The organism is Natroniella acetigena, assembly GCF_023227745.1.
GTDB lineage: Bacteria > Bacillota > Halanaerobiia > Halobacteroidales > Halobacteroidaceae > Natroniella > Natroniella acetigena.
This window is the reverse complement of the sequence record NZ_JALKBX010000016.1, coordinates 18150-37684: the sequence shown is the minus strand read 5'-3', so window position 1 is coordinate 37684 and position 19535 is coordinate 18150. Positions and strand designations below refer to the sequence as shown.

The window sequence follows — 19535 nt, the reverse complement described above, 5'->3', positions numbered from 1 at the left end:
CAAATAATATAATTAACTTAAATAAAAAATAGCATTTTATAGGAGGATACAACAGTTGAAAATTTCTGATTTATTACATCCTAAAAGACTTTTAAAAAGATCAATTACTGCTGAAAACGAATTATCCACTATAGAAGCGTATGATCTATGGAATACTTTACAAAGTAGATATGCAAGTATAGAAACCTATAAATTATACAAAAATTTTATCCATGATCGTGATTTTGACTTGTTACTTTCTCAACATCTAAAAAACTTTCAAAAACAAGTAAAGATTCTTGAAAATATAGCTAAAAAGATAAAAATAAAAGTTCCTTCTAAACCGCCTGAACAAATAAAAATCTCTACAAAAATCGATGAAATATCTGATAAGATGATCTTTAAAAAAATTTCTACTGATTTAATTTCTGAACTTTACTTAATGAGTCAAGCTACAAGTAGAAGTAGAGTTAATGATAATTTAAGAAACAACTTTATAAATTTTGTAACTAGCCATTTGACTGATCTTAATGATCTCTATAAGTATGGTAATGCAAAAGGGTGGACAGAAACAGAACCACCTTTTAGAACTGATCAACCTACTAAAAAACTATTATCTACAATTGAAGCAGGACATTTATGGGAACTGCTTAACTTTAGATATGATCAATTACAACTTACTCGTATATTTTTAGCTTTAACTAATGATAAAGATTTGAAATTAATATTAGACAGTGGAACTTCAACACTCAAAGATCAAATTAAAATAATTGAAGAATTAGCTGCAAAATTTGAAATCCCTCTTCCTGAAAAACCGCCTGCTTCTCAACAAGCAAAAGTAGATCCTGCAACTATAGAAGATAAGGTTATCTTTAGAATTATTATCAAAGGAATTCAAGATGCTATAAGCAAACATATCCGAGCAGTTGTAGAATCTAAAAAAAATAATAATATCCGCAAATTATTTCTCCAACTCTATCAGCAAGAAATAGAATTTTATAATGATTTTATCAGATATGGAAAAACAAAAGGCTGGGCATATATATCTCCAAAATATAGAAAACTTTAAACGTTAGTTCAATAATAATCTTATCTAAAAATATGTTTAACCAATTAAGATTATACGATAATTAAGTTTAAGTCTAAGATTAAGGCTAAGTAGAATCAAAAAAGAGGAATCTTTACCATGCAGTAAAGATTCCTCTACTAATTCGAGGCGGCTAAAAATCAGCCTTCCCTCAACTAATCAGCAAATCAAGTGCATAATCTATGCTCAGCTCAAACAAAATTTTCCTAAAATTTAAATAGAACCCTAAAGTCAAAACCAGTCTAACCTGTAGATATAGAGTTTTGAACTTTAATTTTATGTTTTAATGGTTTTACTGATTCCTAGTTCCTAATTCTTAATTGCTGATTTTCGACACTAGTAATTACTCTCCAACAATAGAAATAACTTCAACATTCTCCACTGCTTCTTGAATTAAATCTTCTATCTCTAGTTCCTCTTCTCCAGCAAGAACTTGCTCTTTAGTTGGATGGGTCTCTGGAGTCTTAGGAACAAAGACTGTACAACAATCTTCATAAGGCTGAATTGAAGTCTGATAAGTTCCAATCATTTTAGCCTTTTTCTCTATCTCCAGCTTATCCATCCCGATCAATGGTCTAAAGACAGGCATCTCAGGAACCAGATTGGTTACATACATCGAATCTAAAGTCTGACTGGCAACTTGGCCCATACTTTCGCCCGTGATTAAAGCTTTTCCTTCTTGCCGAGCAGTAATCTTTTCAGCTAGATCCATCATGATTCTTCGCATAATGATCGTAATTAAATCAGCAGGACATTTATCATTCATTTCAGTCTGAATAGCAGTAAAATCGACTACATGAAGATCAATCTCTCCTTGATACTGGGCCAACACTTCAGCTAAATCGATGACCTTCTCTTTGGCCCGATCACTTGTGAAAGGAAAACTATGAAAATAAATAGGTACAATCTCTACGCCCCGTTTCATAGCCATCCATCCTGCTACTGGACTATCAATTCCACCTGACAGTAATAAGCCTGCCTTACCTGTCACACCTAATGGCAGACCTCCGACCCCTTTAAGATCTTGAGTATAGATAAAAGCATACTTTGATCTAATTTCAACAGTGACTGGGATTTCAGGTTGATGGACATCAACTTCTAAACGACCATCTTTAGTATTAATTAAGACATGGGCTCCTAATTCCCTATTTAACTCCATACTATCCAACTCAAAACCTTTATTAGAACGTCTAGCAATTATTTTAAAGCTGGTCAACCCCTTTTTAGTTGCTAGTTGTTCATTGACTAATTCCAAACAAGCAGCCTTAATCTCTTCCATATCTAAAGCTACCCGTTTAGTAGGACAGATCCCTACAATACCAAATACCTTCTGTAACCTTGCAACTACCTCTTCTTGTTCAAGATCTGTTCTAACATAGATCCGACCATATGTCTTATAAACATCTAACTGATTAGGTTCAGCTCTTTTTAACTGCTCTCGAATATTATTGACCAATTTGTCTTCAAAAAGTGGTCTATTCTTTCCTTTGATTCCTATTTCACCATAGCGAATTAAATATAACTGTTCCATTTTTTTATCACCTCTGTATGATCTCTTTTAAAGTAGTAATATGTTCTTTCAATCTATTGACTGTATAATTGATCTCTTGTTTTGTTGTTTGAGAGGATAAACTGAATCTAATAGCCCCTTCAATCAAATCACTGGCAACTCCAATCTCTTCTAGTACATAACTAGGTGTTGCTAAGCGAGATGAACAAGCAGCTCCAGTAGAGACATAGATATTATCTCGTTCTAAACTATGAACCAGTATCTCTCCTTTAATTCCAGCAAAGGATATATTAACTATATGAGAAGCTCCCTGTTCAATAGTTGGCCCGTTTAAAGTACTACCTTCAATCTCATCTAATATCCTATTGACTAACAACTTCTTTAAGCGGAATATTGTAGCTGTAAAATCTTCTCGATTAACCTCTTTAACTGCTTCCCCAAAGCCTACTATACCTGGTACATTTTCTGTGCCAGGTCTGATTCCTGATTCTTGTTTGCTGCCTGAGATTAAATTATCAATCCTAGTACTATCCTTAATATATAAGGCTCCTACCCCCTTTGGCCCGTGAATTTTATGGGCACTGACTGAATAGAGATCTATCCCTAATTTAGCTGGAAAAATATCTAATTTAGTAAATGCCTGTACCCCATCAACATGAAAATAGAGCTTATCATAAGGAGCTAACAATCTTCCTATTTTAGCTAATGGTTGAATAGAACCCAGTTCATTATTGACCCCCATAATACTGACCAAAATTGTTTCGTTAGTTAGATACTCTTCTAATTGATCGAGATCAATTACGCCAGTTTGATCTACACTAAGATATTTAACATCATAGCCCTGCTTTTCCAATCTTTTAAAGATATTTAAAACTGAGGGATGTTCGATAGAACTAGTAATAATCCTGTTGCCAGATCTATGTAAGGCATTGACAGCACCTTTAATTGCTAAGTTATTAGCTTCTGTTCCGCCGGAAGTAAAATAAATTTCATCAGTTTTAACCTTTAATTGATCAGCAATCTCTTTACGAGCTGCCTTGATCAACTTTTCAGCTTCTAACCCCTTACCATGTAATGAAGAAGGGTTGCCATACGCTTCAGTTAGTGCATCTTTGATCTTAGTTACAACTGCAGGATATGGTTTAGTTGTTGCAGCATTATCTAAGTATATCTCTTCCATAATTAAATCCTCCATAATAATTATTTCTTACTTAAGACTCTAATTTATCGTGTACTGAACCTAATTTCTGCTTCATACTAGCTTTTTTATCACGCCGTTCATCAATTTTAATCGAAGTAGTTACCCTCAATGCCCCTTGTTCAAAAGGATGGTGATGCATCTTCTTGATTAGAGCAAATATAAGCTCTAAATCCCCTTCAATGATTGTTCCCATTGGTGTAAGTTGATATTCAATTTTTTCTTCTTGTTCTAAAATCTCTTGGCAGCCAGCTACATACTTACTCAAACCAGGTTCTGCTGTACCTAATGGTACTACAGTTACTTCTACAATAGCCATTTTATCCCTCCCTAATTTCATTTGATATTTAATAATTAATACTGAATAATTGAATTCATTAAGACCTTAAAATATTATAAAACTAATTTTTTGTTTGCCATTTCTAAATTACTTAACCTCTCTTTTTATTATCTCTAATCTGCTCAATAGTTATGTAATGTATGTTTAGCTTACAATCCTACTTTTAGTTGGCCCAGTTTTGAATTCAATCTAAATTAAATTGGCACAGCATCTTTATTATACCAATTTATAAGAAAAATTAAAAGCATCTGTTGACATCTAACTAAAAAGAACATAAACTATTAAATAGTTGGGGGGGAAATTATGAAGATTGGTGGTAGGGCGTATAGAAATGGTATTAGATTATTTGGCAAACGCTATTCTGTTAAAGCTTATTATGAAGATGATAAATTGAAATATACAATCAGTAAAAATAAGATAAGTAATAATAAATTATTTTTATTCTTTAAAAAAATACCCTTTATCAGAGGAATTGTTAGTATTATCTTCTCTTTAATTGCTTTTTTTAAAGAGGCAAGCCATAGTCCGAAAAAATTTTGGCCTTTATTAGTACTTGTTTTTTTGGAAATTGGACTTCAGATTCAATATAGGTTCTTTCCAGCTCAAAGTACTCAAATCTTCAATTTTCTAGTGAGATTTAACTGGTTAGCTTATCTCTTTTCAATGGGAGGGATATTAATAGTATTAAGAATGACTCTATTAAAAGAAATCTTTAAATTTCATGGAGCTGAACATAAAGCAGTTAATTATTATCAAGCGGATTCGCAAGGAGAATTGACTGGTTATTCTCGGTTGGCCCGTAGATGCGGCACAAATTTAGTTGTCTTTTATCTATTCATTATTACTTTATTTGATCTAGTCGGGATCAGTTTTAATGTATATTTAATGAGTTTGGTTGCAATTGGTATTGCTTATGAAGTTATCCTGATTGCACCCCGAGTTATTCTGTTCATTCCGTATCTATTTCAAAAATTTACTACTATTGAACCTGATTCAAAACATCTAAAAGCTGCTCAAAAAGCATTAGAAGTTCTGCTTAGAGTAGAAGCTCAACAACAAAAAAGACCAGTTGCTTAATTATAAATCAATTTAATGAGGTGATGTTATGAAAAAAATAATTGGTGTTGATATTGATGGAGTTTTAACTGCAGAAGGTGAGGGGGAAGATAATATTTGGCACCAAGCCATCTGCAATCATTTTGATTTAACAGAGAGAAAAGAGGATGTTTATCATTTTGGAGATGCTTATGGTTTAACAGATGAGCAAGTTGAAGAATTTATGGAGGTTAATAGCTCTAAAATATATGAAAGTGCTGATTCTTGTTCTCATGCCAAAGAAGTATTAAATCGGTTACAGGAGAAAGGATTTACAATTATTTTAGTTACAGCTAGAATCGATGCACATAATCAAGTAACATTAAAGTGGTTAGAAAGACATCAAATCCCTTATGACGAATTAATCCATAATGAAAACAAGGCTGAAGCTTGTCAGAAGAAAGGAATTGAGCTTTTTATTGATGATATGTTGGCTAATGTCCTTGCTGTTAAAAAAGCAGGTGTTGAAGCATTATTAATGGATATGCATCATAATCGCCACTATAAGGGAGATGTTATTCGAGTCAGTAATTGGCTAGAGATTGAAGCTGAGATCGAAAATTTCTTTAACGAATAAATTTAACTGATATAAAGTGGCACTTTGCCACTTTATATCAGTGTACAGTTTACGGTGGATATGGTTTTTATGAGTTTCACGAAGGGTTTAAAAAAACCCGAAGGAAAATCATTAAATCTTAAATTCAAAACCTATCTACCCCTTTAATTATAAGGGTTCTAAGTGGTTTTAAATTTTTAAGGTTTTGATCTTAACTGTTCACTGTAAACTGTCAACTCAATTATGGCTATGACTGAAGTTCATTTCACTCCCTATTAATTAAAGAGTGGTTAATCTCTTCTAAATCACCTTTCATTTCGACAAATAAAACAATCAATTCCCCTAGAGCATATAAAAATAAAGTTTTAAATAATCCAATAAAGATCGGGAAGAGAAGATTAAAGAGATTAAAAGCTATATGTTGCCCCGTCCTTGGTGGTTCTTGCATAATAGTTAAAAATGTAATTAAATTTGTTCCTAAAAAGACCAGTACCGCTAAAACTTTAAAAGCAGTAGAGATGATTCTTAATGCTTTATAATCTGTACTCACTTACCAATTACCTCCTTTATTAAGTGAAATATTCCACTTCCGCTTGAGGGAAGAGTTCATTAATTTCTTTAATCAAATATTCTTTCAATTCTTTTGCTTGCTGAGGCGGATAAACATACTTGCCAAAACCTTTATGGTGATAACTATCTTTATCCAGTTTTAATCTGGTATTGGGAAATCTAGCTTCAATCAAGTTTTTTGATCTAGTACTGAAACGATGCATAATCAATTCAAAGGTCAGATTATTGGCTGCAGGATTGACTAATCTAGTTCTTAATTGAGTCAGTAAGTCAAGATAATCCTCTTGCCAGCCATCATAAATCATTAACGGGGCCAAAATAAAGCCTAATGGATAACCAGCTTGTTGGATCTTACTTGCTGCTGTAATCCTTTCATCTAAATTAGCAGTTAAATGTTCGAAATTTTTAATTACATAACTAGAATTAAGGCTAAATCTAAATCTAGTATGATTATTATGTTCAATATCTAATAAATTATCAACATTGGAAAATTTAGTAACCACTCTCAAGCGACCTCGATCTTGTTTAGCAAAATAGTCTATAATTTTTGCTAAAGAACCGGTTAAGTGTTCAACGGCTACTGGATCAGAGGAGCTACTTGCTTCAAAAGTAATAATCTCTCCTCTACCCTTTCTAATATGCTTTTTAACTGCCTTTAGTATCTCTTTGAGATTAACATAGATTCTAAGATAAGCAGCTGAACCGAGATTTTTTGCTAAATAACAGTATTCACATTTGGCTGGGCAACTGGTGCTGGTTACTAATCGATAATCAGCTGAAGGCTGACATGATTTAAAATTTAATGTCTTCTTAACTCCTATAACTAATGTTTCTTTGTTCCAGTTAAACAACTCAATAGGGTTCATTTCTTTTTCTGCTCTAACTCGATTATGAGATTCAATATAATTGAGTGGTATTTTTGTTGCTTTGAATTTATTCTCAAGTTCTTGACCTAATTCATAATTTAAAGCATCATGTTCAATTAAAACTCGTTTGGGTTCAAATTTTTTCAACAATTATCCCTCCGGTAAGTGCATTTAATATTTAATATTGAATAACTAATAATTAATATTTAGCTTAAGTTTAATTGATAATTGATAGTTTAAACCTTTGCTTTTAAGGGTTTAATCTTTAATTGTACATTGTTAACTGCACAATAAAAAATAGCTACCAATTTATTAATCAGTAGCTATTGATCCTTACTATATATTATGATTTCAATTTAAGATAATATTCTCGAATTTTTGATTGAGACAAATTTTTTCCTAGTAACAACATCAATAACAAGCGAGCTTTAGTACTTGTTAACCCTCCAGCAAAGATTAGATCCAGCTCCTTAATATTAGTCTTTCCACCGGAAGCTCCGTATAGATTATATACCCTTCCTTCATAAGAACGAGAGGTAATTACAACTGGAACTCCTTCTTTCTTAGCTCTAATCAGTCCAGGAATAACCTTTTCGGGTAAAGTCCCTAAACCAAAAGCTTCAATGATTAAACCTTGGCAATCATAATCAAGTGCAGCTTGAATCAGTCGGTCATCACTACCGATTGCTAGCTTGATAATCTCTACTCGCTCCTCTAATTGGTCAACCTCAATTGTAATTTGAGAAGGTAAATCATAGGAATAATGAATTCCGGAATGATCTATAATACCGATTGGCCCACAATTTAATGATGAGAAAGCATTTAGTTTATTAGTATGTATCTTAGATAAAAACCTAGCTGCATGTATCTTTTCATTTATAACTGCTAAAACTCCTTTATCTTTACTTTGGGGACTTAATATTGTCTGGATTGATTGGACTAGATTACCTGCTCCATCTGAGTTGAGTTGATTAAAACTTCTTAATGCTCCGGTAATTACTACTGGTTTATTTATATCTAAGACTAAATCTAGTAAGTAAGCTGTTTCTTCAAGAGTATCAGTTCCGTGAGTAATTAATACTCCATCTACTTCTTTTTCAGCTAGTGCTTTTTCAACTAATTTAGCTAATTCTAATAACATTGGAGCAGTTAATTGGGAACTGTCCATATTGACATATTGAACCAATTCTAAGTCAGCCATTTTCGTCAATTGTGGTACTTGCTGTAATAGATCAACCCCGGATAATTTAGGTACAATCTGACCTGTCTTTTCATCTTTTCCCATTGCTATCGTTCCACCGGTGGTAATAAGTTTGATCTTCTTCATTTTTATCCTCCTCATAATAGATTTACGATTCTCAGCTAAATTTAAGCCTATCACTATGGCACTCCGTAGATAACTAAGCTTTTCTGTACCCTCCGTCTTAGTGTACAATTTATTATGTACAATGGATATAGTTTCTATGGGTTTCACACCCAGTCTGTTTTTTAGACTGGGTGGGACAATGAAATTCAAAACCATACAATCAAAACACTAAAACCCTCAATGTTTATAAGCTATTATACAACTAAACATTCTTATTTGCAATATTTTCTTTTAACTGAGAATACTCTAAATTTTATTAGATTAGTAAATCATTCAAAATCTTTTTTCCGTTATTTAAACCTGGCCCACCTAATAATAATAATAAGTCGCCAGATTCAATTTTATTCAATCCTAACTGCAATGCAGGTTCTAAATTAGCAGTAGTTGTAATTTTAATTCCTTCTTCAGCAATAATTTTAGTAAATGCATCTTCCTCTGCTGATAATACTTTGTTTTTTTGAATTACTTCTTCTTCTGCTCGAGTAGTAATAATCTCTTTAAGATTTAATTTATTGGCCCAGGTAGTAATTATTTGAGCATTATGTTGATTTGCTTTAATCCCTCTTTTTCCTTTCAAAAAATGAATAATCACTAAATTATTATAATCAAGTTTCTCGATAGTTTTAAAATTAGAGTTTAGGCTGGATGGATTATGAGCAAAATCATCGATAATTGAAAACTCCTGATCATAAATCAGCTCCATTCTTCTTCTAACTCCAGTAAAACTTTCTAAATTAGATTTAATCTTTTCTACTGGAAATCCTAATAATGAACAGGCTAGAAAAGCTGCTAACGCATTATATATGTTATGATAGCCAGTTATAGGCATTTTAATTTCTAAAGAGATTGGCTTGATTAATTTACCAGTCATGGTTACAAGATTATTATTAACCTTCAATTTGAATTTAATTCCCTGCTTATTAATCTTTATATCTGCAGCACTCAAATCAGAACTATTTTTAATTCCATAAGTGTAACTAATAGCTGAAGTATTTTTAATAATTCGCTCAGTATAGTCATCATCTGAATTACAGATAGCTATTTTATCCTCTTTTAACTCAGTAAATAATTTCTCTTTACTTGTATAATAATCTTCTAGTGTTTGATGAAAGTTCAAATGATCACGTGATAAATTAGTAAAGATGGCCAAATCAAAATCTAAACCCCAAACTCTATTTAACTTTAGAGAATGAGAAGATACTTCCATGCTTACGTAATTGATTTCTTCTTGCTCCATTCGGGCCAACCTCTGATTTAAGACTGTAGATTCAGGTGTTGTACATTGATTGGGATTGGAGTAATATTTATCACCAATTTTAGTATGTAAAGTACCAATTAAGCCAGTCTTCTCTCTCAATTGATTGATGATATGATCGATCATCATTGTAGTTGTTGTCTTACCAGTAGTTCCAGTAACACCAATTAAGTTTAACTTTTGACTAGGAAAGCCATAAAATTTCCCAGAAAGTTCTGCTAAAGCCTTTCGAGCATCTTCAACTTGTAAATATGGAATCTGCTGAGGAATACTGACTTCCCTTTCTCCAATAACAGTTATTGCTCCCTGGCTGACGGCTTCCATTATATATCTGTGTCCATCAGTATTAAAACCGTTTATCGCAACAAATAAAGAACCAGGAGCAACTCCTTTTGAATTATTTGTAATATTATTGATTTTAGATTCTTTAAAGTTGGTGCTATTTATTATTTGTAAATCTTTAATCAAATCACTTAAAGTCTGCTCAGTACTTGCTAATACTGAATTTAGTGACATCTTTATCCCCCTTATTTATATTATATGATTGAATTAAATAAATGTGATAACTTATTGTAGTTAATAATTAGATTAAAAGCAAAATTTAGGATACATAATATTAAATAGATGATATAAACTAAAATTAAAAGCTTCAAAAAATTTAGAAATGGGGTGCAGAATGGATCTAAAAGATAAACTAAGATATATTTCAATTTTGATTGCACTTATTCTAATCAGTGGTTTATTTACCGTTTTAACCAGAAATAATAATCTAATTAATCAACCTAATAAAGAACCTAATAGGCAGCCCAGTCAATCTGAAGAACAACAAGTTAATACTAGCGTTACTTTGCAAGGGCATAAAATAAGTGGTAAAACTAAAGAAGAAGTCGATAATATTATAACTCAGTTAGCTAAAAAAGAAAAGAGCAAAGCACAAAATGCTTTTATTTTCAAGGGGGTAATTATTTCAGAAGAATTTGGTCAAAGGATAGATATCTCTGCTACACTAAAGAGAGTATTGACTGCTCAAGCAGGAACAGATGTTGAATTTGTAACAGAAAAGATTGCTCCTGTAATTACTACAGAAATGTTAAAAAAAGATCAATACTTTGAAATTGAATTTGAAGATGAAATTATTACTGGAAAGGTTTTGAGCAATTATACGACGTATCTAGAAGATAATCAGTCCAACCGTAAAAATAATATTGAGATTGCTTTACAAGAAATCGATCAGCATCAACTAAAACCTACAGAAGAATTCTCTTTTAATGAACTGATAGGAGTCCCTACTGCTGATAAAGGATATAAAGAAGCTACTATTATCGATTCTGGAGAGTTTTCTTCAGCATTAGGGGGTGGGATTTGTCAGGTCAGTTCAACCCTTTATAATGCAACCAAGCAAGCTCAATTAAAGATTGTAGAGCGTCATCATCATAGTATACCAGTAAATTATGTTCCGCACGGACAAGATGCCACCTTCTCTCCTAATCAAAAAGACTTTCGCTTTGTAAATAATAAAGATTTTGAGCTACTGATTTTAACTGAGCTTATTGATCGCTATGTAGTTATTTATTTAATTCAATTAAGAAACTTAATAAATCATCATAATAATAATTACTAACAGAATTATTAAGGCAATCAAACCACCAACAATTATTGTTTCTTTATTTAGATTTAAATTAACTTTATTTTCTTCTTCAGTAAGTTGTTGAATCTGTTCTTCTTCTGTTAGGATTATCAATTTAATTTCAGATTCCACTAGAACTTGTCCATAAATACTAGGGCCAAACTGAATTAAGATTAAATAACGCTTGGAATCTTGATTAAAGCTAATGTTTTTGACCTTCCCAACAGTAACTCCTTCAGAATTCTGTAATAGTTTAGCTAAGTACTGACCAACCTCTCTAGTATCAGTAATTCTAACTACCAATTCATCTCCTATCTTTAAATGAGAAGCCTTCTGTCCCTGGGTTGGAGAAATGATCGGAATACAATTCAACCGAATTTCCATTCCCAATCCATCATTTTCTTCTTTTTCATCACTTGCCTCTTCTCCTTCTAAAGAAGGAGTTTGCTTGGGAAATAAATTTGAATAAAAATTCTTTAATTGAGCTTTAGTAGTTAAATTAGTATAAATTTCTAAGTCAATATTTTCTTCCAGAACATCTTCTAATTTTTCTTCAATTAATTCTTTGACCTCTTTTTTTTGTTTATCTTGAACCAACTCCAATAGATTAAAAATTTCTGTTGGATTAAAACTAGAAAAGAGTTCTAGGCTGATACTCTGATTATTAATAACTTTTTCTGGAGCAAGATTATCTAAGGTTTTCATAAAAACATTATTATTCACATCCAGATTTATATTTAATAGTTCTCGCTGATTACTTAGTACCAATTCATATTTAAGAAATTCTCCTTGTTTCCCATCAGCAATAATACTGAGTAATCCATAAACCCTATTATGTAAGCTACCATAATTAAATTTCCCATGAACAATCACAAAGTTCTTATCTACATATTCAATCATTAATAATGCTCGATCCAGATCTCCTTCAGCTAATTCAAGAGCCATTTCGGCTTCATTTCTCTTTACTTTCATTGTATCTTGAATGATTTCAAGCTTTTTCTCATCCATATTAGTTCACCCTTTTATATCAATTTAAGGTTAAGTCTAAGCTTTAGTTTAAGCAAACTCTAAATATTTATATTTTTAATGGTTAGTTCAACCTTACCTTATAAAAACCATTTCCTCAGCCTTAAACTTAAGCTATTTAAAGTAGTAAAGAGAGAGCTAAGTAACTGCTCTCTCTATTAATAATTAATTCAGTTCTTCCTCTAATTTCAATAATTTTTCTTCCATCTCTTCTATTAATTTACCATATTCCTGCCAATTACCTCTTTTTAACTCTGTTTGAGCTTCATTATATAAAGCTGTAATTCCACTAATTTTTTCTTTTAGATCGACCTGTCCTTCTAAAATAGCTTCCGTTATTTCTGCTTCTTCTTCCTCTAACTCATCTCCTAAGTCCTCTTTTAATTGTTCATCATCAACTAAGTGTAATAAAGCTAATTCTAGATTCCGTTCCATCACAATGTCATCTCCAGAGGAGACTATTACCCTTCTTAATTCAGGAATCTGCTCCTCTTCAGATTGTAAAAAGATTGGCTCTACATAAAGTAGTGATTGACCAATCGGAATCACTAATAAGTTTCCTCTAATCACTCTAGAACCACGTTGATCCCACAAGCTTAGTTGTTGTGATATATCTTCATGCTGATCAATTCTTGATTCGATCTGCATTGGCCCATAAACCTGTCTCCCCTTAGGGAAATCATATAAGACTAACTCACCATAATTATCAGGATCAGATTTGGCCCCTAACCAAGAGATTATATTATTTCTGTTAGCTGGAGTAAAAGGAAGCATTAAGATAAAGTCCTCTTGCTTCTCCTCAGGCAAGGTCATTACTGTATAATAAGGTTCCATCCTAATCGAATTACCATCATAATGTTCGCGAGGTATATTCCAGACATCTTCTTTGTTATAAAAGACATTTGGATTACTCATATGATAAGTACTATATAATTGAGTTTGAACTGTAAATAAGTCTTGAGGATATCTGATGTGCTCTTTAATACCCTCAGGCATCTCCTCAAAGGACTTGAATAGTTCAGGGAAGATATTACGATAAGTTTCAATAATAGGCTCCTCATCAACGATATAAAAGTCCAGCTTCCCTGTATAGGCATCAATAACAACTTTAACTGAATTTCTAATATAATTCCCCCAATTATGAGGTTCAGAATAAGGATACCTATCTGTCGTTGTATAAGCATCCTGAATCCAATACAGCCCCCCATCATCACCAATAACTAAATAAGGGTCTTGATCATACGTTAAAAAAGGAGCAGCTTTACGAACCCTTTCATGGATATTACGATCAAACATTAATCGACTTTCATTAGTTAAATCATCATTTAATAAGATATTGATCGCTCTATACTTGAAAGCAAAGGCTAGCCTCTTAATTGGGGAATCAAGCTCAACTCCCCCAGTTCCTTGATAATTATAAAATTTATTTTGATCCCCCTCAGGATAATCAAATTCATTTGCTTCAGTATTAACGATTACATATTCATCAGTTGCTTCGCCATAATAAATTCTAGGTTCTGTTATCTCAAACCGATCACTGTGGGGTGGGATATCCTTAATCAAAAATTCAGGCAGACCACTTTCTGTTACCTTATTTGCTGGACTCATAGCCGCTCCAAAACCATGAGTATAAACCAATCTCTTATTGACCCAAGTCTGGGCTCGTTCTGGCAACAAATCTTGATTTAATTCTCGAGCTGAGAGCATCACTTGTTGTAAGTTTCCATCAATCAAATACCTATCAACATCAACATCAGTAAAATCATAATATGATCTAATCTCTTGCAATTGACTATAGGTATCTTTTAAAGCTCTATGATCCCATAGTCTGATATTATCAATCGTTTCTTGATTATTACGAATATCACTATATGAGAGCTCTTCTTTTAATGGATAATCTCTTCTATCAATTTGGGCTAAATTATAAGCCTGTTGCGTAAAGTTAATATTATGCTCAATATAGGGTGACTCCAGTGCAAATTCGTTTGGTTCCACTCGATACCTTTGAATTAGAGATGGGTAAATTCCGTTCAATAAGACAGAAGCTAAAATTAATACTCCTACGCCCCCGATAATCAACTTTGTTTGTTTGAAATAGATATTAACTAAGGTAACTATTCCTAATAATAACGATGTAACCAATAATATTCTTAAGGCTAACAGTTGAGCATTGACATCGGTATAAGTTGCTCCAAAAATAACACCGGTTTCAGAGTATAATAAATCAAACATATCGAGTCTATAACCCCAAGCTTTAAGAAAGAAAAAGGTACTAAGTAGAATTGAGATATGATACTTTGCTTTATTATTAGCAATAAATTTAGAATTTCCAGTTCCTATAAAGAGATAAATACTTCCTATAATAATTAAATTTAAAACGACCAACACAGTTAACATTTGATAGAGCAATTCATAAGTCGGTAGTTGAAAGATATAAAAGGCAAGATCTTTACTAAAGATAGGATCTACAGTTCCAAAAGGAGTTCTATTGATGAATTTAAGGATTAACTCCCAACTATTTGCCCCAACCCCGCTAAACAGAAGTCCAATTAAAAAACTGAATAGTAAATATACTAGGTTGATTCGTTTGGAAGTTATTGCTTTCAACCAATTATTAGAGCTTATAGGATTCAGTTCAATTACATCTTCTCCTTGTGTTGTCTTTTTCTTTAATTTATTTACTAAATTTAAAATTTTATCTTTAGTGAAAAATAAATTAATAAAAGTGATAAAAGTAAATAAAATCAAAACACCTATTCTCAATCCCAACCTTGTCCCAAAAGTAGTCCAAAAAAGGTTGGTTAAGTTTAGATTTTCAAACCATAGCCAATCAGTATAAAAGTTAATAATTAACTCTAAAAAGTTGCTACTTAAAATTAGAGCTAAAGTAAATACAAATATTATAAAGCCTAAACCTTTTTTCAATTAAATCATCCTTTCATAGTAAGTTAGTTCAAATTATAGTTATATTAACTCTCTATCAATCGCAATGAATCATTAGTTTCTTTTGCATTAGTTATTTGCATTAGTTAACTGTTCAGTAATCATTGTTGTAGTTTCTTTATCTGTTCCGTAAATATTTTGAATTGCCTCCATCAAAAACTCTATATCCAGTTCATCTAGAGTTTGTAATGCTGCTTGTTTACTCTTTTTAATCTTCGTAGCTTTAATTAAGTATTTAATCCCTTCATAACCTGCCTTAATTAAGGCATGACAAACATTGATTCTAATTATTTGATGTTCATCATCTATTAATTCAAACAAGTGAGAAGAAGTTCTCGGATCAGAAAGTTCACCTAATATTTTAACTGCTTGATTTCTGACCTTCCAATCATTATCTTTTAATTGTTCAACTACATATTTAAAGACTTGTTCCTGATCAATATACTGAACCAACCCCCTGATAGCTTCAATTCTAACTTGTACAGATTGATCATCTAATAACTTAATTAATAAATCTGTAACTTGCTCATCATCAATATCCCGTAATAATTTAGTTGCCCAAACTCTATAAATTTCATCTTTCTCAAAAGCAACCCTCTTCAATTGTTCAAGAGCTTGACAACCCATTTTTTTAAATGCATTAGTTAACATTGATAATAACACTTCATTATCACAATGATCTATATAATCAATGAAAGCATCAATAACTTTAGGATTAGCATTATCAGTTAAAGCTTTAATAGCCTTATTCTTTACTTTGTTATTGTTATCATATAAAGCAGTGACACAATAATCAATAGCTTGAGAAGTACCAACTTTGGAAAGTACTTGACAGGCCAAAATCTTTTCTTCAGGTTGAGCAAAAACTAAATCTTTAAAACTCTCTTCAACTAAACCATTATTTAAAAGATATTTCTTGACACTTAAATAAAGTTTAGGTTCTAAATCCTTTTTCCCTTCTAAAAAAATCTTTTTTTTAATCTTATTCTCTTCAAGTTCTTTTAAAATACTAAAGTCATTCTTCTTTTTTTTCAAAGTTGAAATTACCAATTCATAATCAAGCTTAGAATTAGATTTGAAATATTTAAGTAAAATTAGGATAATTATTCCTACACTACTAATTAATAAGTAAAAAAAGTTAATCTCCTGTAACATATTAATGTAAGGTATGAACATTAGAACCGCTCCTCTGTTATTGATCGTTATTATATGTATTCTGCAAATTACTATTTCTTCCTTCATTAAGAGCTAATTAATAAAAGATCAATTTAAATTTATTGTAGGAACAACTCTATCTTTTTCTAAATAAGTAAAGTATTTACCATCGCTTAGTTTAGTCAATGACTTTAGGTAGAGTTGATCATTTTTAGTTATATCTCCCAAATGAAGAATATGGGTTCGAATCCCTTTGTTTCTTAAATTCTGTATTGTTTTAGTAAGTGCTTTCTGTTCATTAATATTGCCATCTGTGACTAATAAGATATGTTTAGCTCCTTTTTGTTCATTTAAGTGTTCACCTGCCCTAATTAAATTAAGTCCAATTGGAGAATGAATAGTTGGTGTGACCTGCTGGATAACATTCAATAGCTGCTGTTTATTGTTTTGTGCTAATGGAACCTTCATAAAGTAATTAGCTGTTGAATCTTGATCAGAACTAAAAACTCTCAAGCCTAAATAGATATTTTGAGGAAAATCATTAATAATTTTAGTCATTACATCCCTAGAGTGCTTAATATCTTCTTTCTTTTGGAAAGTAGCTTCCCAAACAATCTTAATATTAACCCTATTTTCAGTAAGATAACTACTATCCACCTTTATTTCTCTTCCTATTTCTGAATTTTCTTCGTTAATAGGACTTGAGATAATATTCAAGGTATTAAGACCAAAAATAGTTGAAATTAAAATAATAATTAAAAAAATCAGAATTAAATTCTGCTGTAATCTCACTTAGATCTATCCTCCCTTAGCCAGTACTTTTATAATAATATTCAGTAGATAAATTCAATATGTTAATTTTGGTTTGGTAGATATTTCTTCATAAAATAATTAATAGTCTAGAAGACATCTTCTAGACTATTAATTAACAATCTTTTTAAATTGACGACTGGATGAAATTTCTGTGAAAATTTCATTATTATCATTTAAAATTTTATTTTTTAAGTTTTGGTTTAATTTAACTGCTTTTTTTAACATTCTTAATGAGTGATTATAGTCTTCTTTAATTGCATATAGACGGGCCAACTTATAATATAATCTAAAATCATCTGTAAATTTTTCAATACCTCTTTTAAGTATAAACTCTGCTAGATCATATTTCTTTTTTATTAAAGCCAAAGAACCTAATTCTAGATAAACTAATACAGATTCTCCCAAGTTATTTAAGTATTCTTCAACAGTATCAGGAGAAAGCGGTAACTTCTTATATTTGATTGCAGCTAAATGAAGGTAAAACTCAACATATTTATCATTTCGTAATTGTAAAGCGTTTTTGAAATTATTAATTGCTTCTCTTAAGTCTTCTAGATGATAACAAACTATTCCAAAACCAAAAACATATTCAAAAATTTTGTAATTAATCTCTAATAGTTCAGTAAAGTATCTTTTCGCTTTAGTAAATTTTTCATTATTAGCATAACAAATAGCGATCATTTTTAAAATTTTTTCCTCAGATTTAATTCGATAAGCCTCTAAATAATTTTGAACTGCTATAGGATCATTTAATCTCTCATATGCTAAACCTAAATTAAGATCAATAAAATGATTCTTAGAAATATCTTCTTTTAATTTTTCTAAACAAGCAATTAACTCTTCCTCTCGACCTAAACTTTTATATAAGTGATGGATTTGTGGTTTTCTGGTTTTCCTAAATAACTCCTTTAAAAATTTAATAACCTCTTGATAATTTCCTAGATAATAATTACTAATTATAATCCCATAATAGATTGTAAGCAGATTTGGTTTTAAATTTAATACTTCCTTATAAATCTTAATTGCTTTATTATATTGGCCCTCTTTTTCTAAGCATCTTCCAACTTTAATACTAGCTTTAAAATTATTATGATTATACCCTAAGACTTGTTGATAATTCTTTTTAGCTTCTTCATAATTCCCTAATTCTAAATGTGATGCACCTAATTTAGAAAAAAGTTCTTGCTTATCAGCTTTATCTAAAGTGATTTTACTTTCTGGTTCATTTAATTTACTCTTTTTCCAACTCTTATTTAAGTATTCAATACTATCGGTATATTTTTTTTGATTAAATTTACAATAAGCTAAATGTAGATAAATATAAGGATTATCTTTTTTCTTTTCAATTAATTTTTGTAAGTATTTTTCTGCTTCTTGATAATCTTTTTGTTTTAAATAAATTTGCGATAGTTTATAGATATCTTCTTCATCTTCCTTCAGTTTAATCAAATTTTGATAATATTTACTTCCTTCCTCAAACTTATTTTTCCTATAACAATAATCAGCTAATTTTTTTAAAGTATTATAATTTTCATTTAGCTTATAGGCATAAGAATAATTAATATACGCTTTAGAATCACCTAATTTATTATAAAGATCTCCTAATTTGATATATAGACTAGTATCAAATAATTTTTTCTCTTTCATTTTCTCTAAATGTTGGATTGCTTTTTCATACTTTTCTAAGTTAATAAAAATATCACTGAGATGAGTATATGATTCTGTAAATAACTCTTTTTGATTGTAATTTTGTATTTTATACTTTTTATTTTCATAACTAATAATATACTTGAATATTCTTTCTGCTTGTTGATAATTATTTTCTTCCTTAAATATCTCTCCCAAAATAAAATAAGAATCTAATAAATTAGGATATCTATCAATTAACAGAAGTAATCTTTGCTTGCTTTTTTCTTTCTTTTGATTTTTTAAATCTATTTTAGCAAAAGCCAACATTAATTCAGGATTATAGCCAAAAATATTCCTGAGTTCCCAACTAGAAATAGCAATTAAATTAACTAATGTTAATAAATTAGATAGATAAATACTCAATAATAATCCAAGTCCTAAATACCATCTTAGATATTTATTCTTTAAATATTCTATTATATAATGTGTTTTTGAATTATACTTTAAATCATGATCCATT

General features: G+C 30.7%; 16 protein-coding genes. 4 read left to right on the top strand and 12 right to left on the bottom strand.

Annotated features, from left to right (window positions below):
• Positions 1–55 precede the first annotated feature (55 nt).
• Entirely contained in the window at positions 56–1048 is a 993-nt protein-coding gene (locus MWH25_RS05585) for a DUF3231 family protein (protein WP_248626646.1), read from the top strand.
• A 361-nt stretch (positions 1049–1409) separates the two neighbouring features.
• Here MWH25_RS05585 and thiI read toward each other — a convergent pair whose 3' ends face one another.
• From thiI to MWH25_RS05570, 3 genes are read right to left on the bottom strand one after another with little or no spacing between them, the layout of a single operon-like run.
• The gene (thiI, locus tag MWH25_RS05580; RefSeq protein WP_248626644.1) at positions 1410–2597 is read right to left on the bottom strand and encodes a tRNA uracil 4-sulfurtransferase ThiI; all 1188 of its coding nucleotides are present in this window, start codon (positions 2595–2597) and stop codon (positions 1410–1412) included.
• Between the two features lie 7 nt (positions 2598–2604).
• Complete coding sequence (locus tag MWH25_RS05575; protein ID WP_248626643.1) at positions 2605–3756, bottom strand: cysteine desulfurase family protein; 1152 nt, start codon at positions 3754–3756, stop codon at positions 2605–2607.
• A 31-nt stretch (positions 3757–3787) separates the two neighbouring features.
• Positions 3788–4093, bottom strand: coding sequence for an MTH1187 family thiamine-binding protein (locus MWH25_RS05570; RefSeq protein WP_248626642.1), 306 nt, complete (start codon positions 4091–4093; stop codon positions 3788–3790).
• 324 nt (positions 4094–4417) lie between these two features.
• On the opposite strand from MWH25_RS05570, the gene MWH25_RS05565 reads away from it, so the two are divergent.
• On the top strand, positions 4418–5191 hold the full coding sequence (locus MWH25_RS05565) for a DUF1385 domain-containing protein (protein WP_248626641.1): 774 nt from the start codon (positions 4418–4420) through the stop codon (positions 5189–5191).
• A 28-nt stretch (positions 5192–5219) separates the two neighbouring features.
• Positions 5220–5786 carry a 5' nucleotidase, NT5C type gene (locus MWH25_RS05560; RefSeq protein ID WP_248626640.1) on the top strand — a complete coding sequence of 189 codons (567 nt, stop codon included), beginning with the start codon at positions 5220–5222 and terminating at the stop codon, positions 5784–5786.
• 244 nt (positions 5787–6030) lie between these two features.
• Here the strand turns inward: MWH25_RS05560 and MWH25_RS05555 are convergent, their stop codons facing one another.
• From MWH25_RS05555 to MWH25_RS05540, 4 genes are all read right to left on the bottom strand, one after another.
• Positions 6031–6315: a hypothetical protein gene (locus tag MWH25_RS05555; protein WP_248626639.1), complete on the bottom strand. Its 285-nt coding sequence runs from the start codon at positions 6313–6315 to the stop codon at positions 6031–6033.
• 19 nt (positions 6316–6334) lie between these two features.
• On the bottom strand, positions 6335–7348 hold the full coding sequence (gene splB / locus MWH25_RS05550) for a spore photoproduct lyase (RefSeq protein ID WP_248626638.1): 1014 nt from the start codon (positions 7346–7348) through the stop codon (positions 6335–6337).
• A 196-nt stretch (positions 7349–7544) separates the two neighbouring features.
• The gene (locus MWH25_RS05545) at positions 7545–8528 is read right to left on the bottom strand and encodes an asparaginase (RefSeq protein WP_248626637.1); all 984 of its coding nucleotides are present in this window, start codon (positions 8526–8528) and stop codon (positions 7545–7547) included.
• Between the two features lie 295 nt (positions 8529–8823).
• Complete coding sequence (locus MWH25_RS05540) at positions 8824–10338, bottom strand: UDP-N-acetylmuramoyl-L-alanyl-D-glutamate--2,6-diaminopimelate ligase (RefSeq protein WP_248626636.1); 1515 nt, start codon at positions 10336–10338, stop codon at positions 8824–8826.
• Positions 10339–10498: 160 nt separating this feature from the next.
• On the opposite strand from MWH25_RS05540, the gene MWH25_RS05535 reads away from it, so the two are divergent.
• Entirely contained in the window at positions 10499–11443 is a 945-nt protein-coding gene (locus MWH25_RS05535; protein ID WP_248626635.1) for a VanW family protein, read from the top strand.
• Here the strand turns inward: MWH25_RS05535 and MWH25_RS05530 are convergent.
• From MWH25_RS05530 to MWH25_RS05510, 5 genes are all read right to left on the bottom strand, one after another.
• Positions 11414–12457 (bottom strand): hypothetical protein, encoded by a 1044-nt coding sequence (locus MWH25_RS05530; RefSeq protein ID WP_248626634.1) that lies wholly within the window; start codon positions 12455–12457, stop codon positions 11414–11416. The genes MWH25_RS05535 and MWH25_RS05530 overlap by 30 nt on opposite strands.
• 183 nt (positions 12458–12640) lie before the next feature.
• Entirely contained in the window at positions 12641–15400 is a 2760-nt protein-coding gene (locus MWH25_RS05525; protein WP_248626633.1) for a UPF0182 family membrane protein, read from the bottom strand.
• Between the two features lie 87 nt (positions 15401–15487).
• A complete protein-coding gene (locus tag MWH25_RS05520) occupies positions 15488–16594 on the bottom strand; it encodes a HEAT repeat domain-containing protein (RefSeq protein ID WP_248626632.1) in 1107 nt (368 codons plus the stop codon).
• An 87-nt stretch (positions 16595–16681) separates the two neighbouring features.
• Positions 16682–17365, bottom strand: a complete 684-nt coding sequence (locus MWH25_RS05515; RefSeq protein ID WP_248626631.1) for a vWA domain-containing protein — start codon at positions 17363–17365, stop codon at positions 16682–16684.
• Positions 17366–17494: 129 nt separating this feature from the next.
• Positions 17495–19534, bottom strand: coding sequence for a tetratricopeptide repeat protein (locus MWH25_RS05510; RefSeq protein WP_248626630.1), 2040 nt, complete (start codon positions 19532–19534; stop codon positions 17495–17497).
• Between the last annotated feature and the right edge of the window lies 1 nt (position 19535).

What these genes read in the sequence shown, in the direction of transcription:
- thiI (WP_248626644.1), bottom strand. Translation starts at nt 2,597, where the DNA reads ATGGAACAGTTATATTTAATTCGCTATGGTGAAATAGGAATCAAAGGA.
- MWH25_RS05575 (WP_248626643.1), bottom strand. Translation starts at nt 3,756, where the DNA reads ATGGAAGAGATATACTTAGATAATGCTGCAACAACTAAACCATATCCT.
- MWH25_RS05570 (WP_248626642.1), bottom strand. Translation starts at nt 4,093, where the DNA reads ATGGCTATTGTAGAAGTAACTGTAGTACCATTAGGTACAGCAGAACCT.
- MWH25_RS05565 (WP_248626641.1), top strand. Translation starts at nt 4,418, where the DNA reads ATGAAGATTGGTGGTAGGGCGTATAGAAATGGTATTAGATTATTTGGC.
- MWH25_RS05560 (WP_248626640.1), top strand. Translation starts at nt 5,220, where the DNA reads ATGAAAAAAATAATTGGTGTTGATATTGATGGAGTTTTAACTGCAGAA.
- MWH25_RS05545 (WP_248626637.1), bottom strand. Translation starts at nt 8,528, where the DNA reads ATGAAGAAGATCAAACTTATTACCACCGGTGGAACGATAGCAATGGGA.
- MWH25_RS05540 (WP_248626636.1), bottom strand. Translation starts at nt 10,338, where the DNA reads ATGTCACTAAATTCAGTATTAGCAAGTACTGAGCAGACTTTAAGTGAT.
- MWH25_RS05535 (WP_248626635.1), top strand. Translation starts at nt 10,499, where the DNA reads ATGGATCTAAAAGATAAACTAAGATATATTTCAATTTTGATTGCACTT.
- MWH25_RS05530 (WP_248626634.1), bottom strand. Translation starts at nt 12,457, where the DNA reads ATGGATGAGAAAAAGCTTGAAATCATTCAAGATACAATGAAAGTAAAG.
- MWH25_RS05520 (WP_248626632.1), bottom strand. Translation starts at nt 16,594, where the DNA reads ATGTTCATACCTTACATTAATATGTTACAGGAGATTAACTTTTTTTAC.
- MWH25_RS05510 (WP_248626630.1), bottom strand. Translation starts at nt 19,534, where the DNA reads ATGGATCATGATTTAAAGTATAATTCAAAAACACATTATATAATAGAA.